General features: G+C 69.4%; 3 protein-coding genes. All 3 read right to left on the reverse strand.

Features of this window, described 5'->3' with window-relative positions:
- The coding region (locus MTQ10_RS27515) for an alpha-amylase family glycosyl hydrolase (protein ID WP_247472978.1) at positions 1 to 1,867 on the reverse strand (1,867 nt) is incomplete at its 3' end.
- A gap of 135 nt (positions 1,868 to 2,002) precedes the next feature.
- Entirely contained in the window at positions 2,003 to 3,376 is a 1,374-nt protein-coding gene (locus tag MTQ10_RS27520; protein ID WP_247472980.1) for an alpha-amylase, read from the reverse strand.
- Between the two features lie 167 nt (positions 3,377 to 3,543).
- On the reverse strand, positions 3,544 to 5,223 hold the full coding sequence (locus tag MTQ10_RS27525; protein ID WP_247472982.1) for a glycoside hydrolase family 13 protein: 1,680 nt from the start codon (positions 5,221 to 5,223) through the stop codon (positions 3,544 to 3,546).
- Between the last annotated feature and the right edge of the window lie 92 nt (positions 5,224 to 5,315).

Genomic DNA, 5,315 nt, shown 5'->3' on the forward strand with positions numbered 1-5,315 from the left:
GGGCGGCGGGCCGGGCGGCGGCCTTGTAGACGACCGCGCTGCCGGCGGGGACGGTGACGGTGAGCCGGGCGTCGGCGCCGGACGTCACCCGCTGGGTGGTGCCGTGGATGCCGTCGTAGCGCATGTGCGCGGAGCCGGCGGTGAAGGTGGCGGTCTGCGCCCGGGCCGCGTTGTTGAACGCGACGATGTACTCCTGGCCGCTCTTGGCGTCGGTGCGGGAGAAGGCGTACACGCCGGGTCCGTCGGCGGCGTACCGCTCGGTCTGGACGCCGTCCGTCAGGGCCGGGTTGGCCTTGCGCAGGTCGGCGAGGGCGCGGATCTGCCGGTAGAGCGGGGCGGTGGTGTCGTAGGCGTCGCTCGCGTGGGTGCGGTCGGTGCCGATCTGGTCGTCGTCGAGGTAGTCGGCGGTGCGGGAGGCGAACATCGGCTGGCGGGCGTCCTTGTCGCCGCCGGCGCCGGTGAAGCCCTGCTCGTCGCCGTAGTAGACGACGGGGTTGCCGCGGCTGAGGAACATCAGCTCGTTGGCGAGCTTGTCCTTGGCGAGGATCTGGGCGTCGGTGGCGTTCGGGTCGTCCTGCTTCAGGAAGGTCCCGATGCGGCCCATGTCGTGGTTGCCGAGGAAGGTGACCTGCTCGTACGCGTTGGCCTTGTCGGTCGTGTACTTGTAGTCGTCCGCGAAGACGGCGGCGAGCTTCTTCGCGCTGCCGCCCTGGGAGACGTACTGGCGGGCAGCTTCCTGGAAGGGGAAGTCGAGGGTGGCGTCGAGGCGGCCCTGGGTGACGTACGGCGAGGTGACGGAGGTGTCGGCGGAGTAGACCTCGCCGAACATGAAGAAGTCCTCACGGCCGTGCTTCGCGGCGTACGCGTCGAGCGCGGTCGCCCACTGGGTCCAGAACTCCATGTTGACGTGCTTGACGGTGTCGATGCGGAAGCCGTCGACGTCGAAGTCCCGCACCCAGCGCTCGTAGATCTGCTCCATGCCCTTGACGACCTCGGGCCGTTCGGTCCACAGGTCGTCCAGGCCGGAGAAGTCGCCGTACGTGGTGGACTCGCCGGAGTATGTGGAGTCGCCCCGGTTGCTGTACATGGTGGGGTCGTTGAGCCAGGCCGGGACCTTGCTGCGGCTGGTGACCTTCGGGGTGCGGGGGAAGGAGTCCTTGTCGACGGCGGGGAACTTCCTGCCGCCGGCGGCGTAGTCGGCGTCGTCGAAGGGGCGGCCGTCCTCGGTGAGGTACGGGAAGGCGCCCTTGGAGAGGTAGTCGTGGGACTTCGGCTCGTAGTCGACGACGTCGGCGGTGTGGTTGGTGATGACGTCGAAGTAGACCTTCATGCCCTTGGCGTGCGCCTTGGAGATGAGGTTCTTCAGGTCCTTGTTGGTGCCGAAGTGCGGGTCGACCTGGGTGAAGTCGGTGATCCAGTACCCGTGGTAGCCGGCCGACGCGTCGGCGCCGGTGCCCTGCACGGGACGGTTCTTGAAGATCGGCGCCATCCAGATGGCGGTGGTGCCGAGGCCCTTGATGTAGTCGAGGCGCTGCGTGAGGCCCTTGAGGTCGCCGCCCTGGTAGAAGCCCTTGTCGGTGGGGTCGTAGCCGGTGGTGAGCCGCGAACCGGTCAGGCCGCCGCGGTCGTTGGAGGTGTCCCCGTTGGCGAAACGGTCCGGCAGGACGAAGTAGAACTGCTCCCGGGTGGCGTCGTGCCGGGCGGGTTGCGCGGCGAGCGCGGCGTCCGAGGGCGGCGGGGGCGGGGTGGCCGCGCGGGCGGCGAGTGGCTGGATCACTGCGGCGGCGAGTGCGGCGGCGGTGACGGCCGCGACCCGCCCGACCTGCGGGGTTCGGTGCCGCGGCGGCGCCGACCATCTGGGTATCACGGGCGTGAACTCCTTGCGGGTTGTGGCTCAAACGGGTCCGACCCCGGCGCGACGGTATCCCCGCCGCAACCGTTGCAGCAAGGGTCGTGAAAGCATCGGCAAGAGATTTCACGACCCTTGCCCGGAACGGCCGGTTCAGCAGCTGGACTTGCCGCTGTAGACGGCGAGCGCGGTGTTCGCCCCGAGGGTGGCGGTGAACTGGCCGGAGCCGTTCACGGTCACGGTGGTGTTGTTCTGCACGTTGCAGTACGTCCCGGCCGGCAGGGATGTCTGGAAGGTGCGGCTCAGCGTGGACGACTCGTGGTTGACGACGACGTAGCCCTTGGAACCGCGGCCGAACGCGATGGCGTTGTTGCCGTTGTCCCACCAGTCGGTGACGGCCTGGCCGCGGGTGGCGTTGCGGAAGCCGACCATGCGGATGATCTCGGGCCACTTGTGCTGGCACTTCCAGCCGTCCTGCCAGCAGGCTTCGACGGTGCCGCCGTTGGGCGGGCCGGCGTCCGCGTCGGACCACTCGTAGCCGGAGTTGATGTCGGGGGCGCCGTACGGCCAGGCCAGCATGAACACATTGGCGAGGGTGTAGTCGGCGCCGTCCTTGTAGTTGAGGGTGGAGCCGTTGCGCTCGGTGTCGTGGTTGTCGACGAAGACACCGGCGCCGGAGCCGCTCAGATAGCCCCAGCCCTCGCCGTAGTTCTTCAGGTAGGCGAGCTTCTCGTTCTTGAAGACCCGCTTGAGGTCGTAGGCGTACCGGAACTCCTGGACATCGCCGTTGCCGGTGTACTCGGACGGCTGGACGGCCTCACCGGCGCCGTAGATGACCTCCTGTTTCCAGTAGGCGTTCGGGTTGGTCAGCCGGGACTTGATGTTCGCGAGGTCGGCCGCGTCGATGTGCTTGGCGGCGTCGATGCGGAACCCGTCGACGCCGAGCGAGAGCAGGTCGTTCATGTACCCGGCGATCGCGCCGCGCACATAGGACTCACTGGTGTCGAGGTCGGCGAGGCCGACGAGTTCGCAGTGCTGGACGTTCCAGCGGTCGGCGTAGTTGTTGATCTGGCTGGTGCAGTCGTCGAAGTCGTACGAGGAGTACAGCCCGGGGTAGTCGTACTTCGTGTACGACGATCCGCCGGTGCCGGTGCCGCTGCCGGCCGACATGTGGTTGATGACAGTGTCGACGACGACCTTCACACCGGCGGCGTGGCAGGTGTTCACCATGTCCCGGAAGGCGGTGCGGTCACCGAGCCGTCCGGCGATCCGGTAGCTGACGGGCTGGTACGACGTCCACCACTGCGGGCCCTGTATGTGCTCGGCGGGCGGGGAGACCTGGACGTAGCCGTATCCGGCGGGGCCCAGGGTGTCCGTGCACTCCGCGGCCACGGAGCTGTACTTCCACTCGAAGAGGACCGCGGTGACGTCCTTCGTGCCGGGCGGGGAGGCCTGCGCACTGGTAGCCGGGGTCATGACAAGGGCCGCCGTGAGGGCGGCGACCCCGGCGAAGGCTCTGCGTGCCATGTGGGGTTCCTTCGTCCTTGAAGGGGGCGTGGGGACCGCAAGCCCTTGCTGAAACATGACTGCAAAGTTGCGGTGACGCAGATGTTAAAGGCCCGCTGCCGGAAAAGGCAGCGGGCCGGGTGAAGTTGTTGAAATTTTTCACGGACGGGCCGGGCGGCCCACGGGCATCAGGCCGCCGAGAACCACACCGTGGTGTCCGCCGGAACCTTCGTGTCGTCACCGCTCTGCCGCACGTCACCGCTGGCCAGCAGGACACGCCCGTACGCCGGCACCGTCACCGGCTCACCGGTCGTGTTCGCCACGCACACGAAGTCGCCGCGCCGGAAAGCGACGACGCCCTCCGGGGCGCGCAGCCACTGCACCGCGTCGCCCGCGCCCAGGTCCGGCTGCTCCCGCCGGACGGCGAGTGCCGCGCGGTACATCTCCAGCGTCGAACCCTCCACGCCGGTCTGCGCCTCCACGCTCAGCTCCGCCCACTCGGCGGGCTGCGGCAGCCAGCTGCCGCCGTCACCGAAGCCGTACGAGGAACCCTCCCGCGTCCACGGGATCGGCACCCGGCAGCCGTCGCGGAAGCCGTCCTGGCCGGCGCCGCGGAAGTACGCCGGGTCCTGGCGCACCTCGTCGGGCAGGTCGACGACGTCCGGCAGGCCCAGCTCCTCGCCCTGGTAGATGTACGCCGAGCCGGGCAGCGCCAGCATCAGCAGGGTGGCGGCGCGGGCGCGGCGCAGGCCCAGCTCGCGGTCGCCGGCCAGCCGGATCTGCGTGCCGAGGCCGGGCGGGTTGGCGAAGCGGGTGGCGTGCCGGGTCACGTCGTGGTTGGACAGCACCCATGTGGCGGGGGCGCCGACCGGGCGCATCGCGTCCAGGGTGCGGTCGATGCACTCCCGCAGCGCCTCGGCGTCCCACTCGGTCGACAGGTACTGGAAGTTGAACGCCTGGTGCAGCTCGTCGGGGCGTACGTAGTTCGCGGTGCGCTCGACGGTCGGCGTCCACGCCTCGGCGACGAAGATGCGTTCCCCGGCGTACTCGTCGAGGACCGTGCGCCACTGCCGGTAGATCTCGTGCACACCGTCCTGGTCGAAGAACGGCATGACATCGTTGCCCAGCAGTTTCAGCTGATCGTGCGAGCCGAGGTCGGGCAGACCCTCCGCCTTCACCAGGCCGTGGGCGACGTCGATACGGAAGCCGTCGACGCCCATGTCCAGCCAGAACCGCAGGATGGAGCGGAACTCGTCGGCGACGGCCGGGTGCTCCCAGTTGAAGTCGGGCTGCTCCGGGGCGAACAGGTGCAGATACCACTCGCCGGGGGTGCCGTCGGGCTCGGTGACGCGGGTCCAGGCGGGGCCGCCGAAGATGGACTCCCAGTCGTTGGGCGGGAGTTCACCGTTCGCGCCCTTGCCGGGGCGGAAGTGGTAGCGCTCGCGCAGCGGGGAGCCGGGGCCCTCGGCGACGGCGCGCTTGAACCACTCGTGCTGGTCGGAGGAGTGGTTGGGGACGAGGTCGACGATGATGCGCAGGCCCAGTTCATGGGCGTCGCGGATCAGCGCGTCGGCGTCGAGCAGGTTGCCGAACATAGGGTCGACGGCGCGGTAGTCGGCGACGTCGTAGCCGGCGTCGGCCTGCGGGGAGGCGTAGAAGGGGCTGAGCCACACGGCGTCCACACCCAGGTCGCGCAGGTAGGGAAGCCGGGAGCGTACGCCCTCCAGGTCCCCCATGCCGTCGCCGTTGCTGTCGGCGAAGCTGCGCGGATAGACCTGGTAGATCACCGCGTCCCGCCACCAGTCGCGGCGCTGGGCGACGGTGGCGAAGGGGCTGTTCGGTGCCGGGTCGGCGGTGTGCTGGGTCATGGCGTCCTTGAGCGTCAAGAAGCGGTCATCGGTCGGTGGGTGCGGGTGCCGCGCGGGGTGGGGGCGGGAGGACGAGCTGGTCGCGGGGGCCG

Origin of the sequence: Streptomyces sp. XM83C (assembly GCF_023072675.1) — a bacterium.
Taxonomy (GTDB): Bacteria; Actinomycetota; Actinomycetes; order Streptomycetales; family Streptomycetaceae; genus Streptomyces; species Streptomyces thermocoprophilus.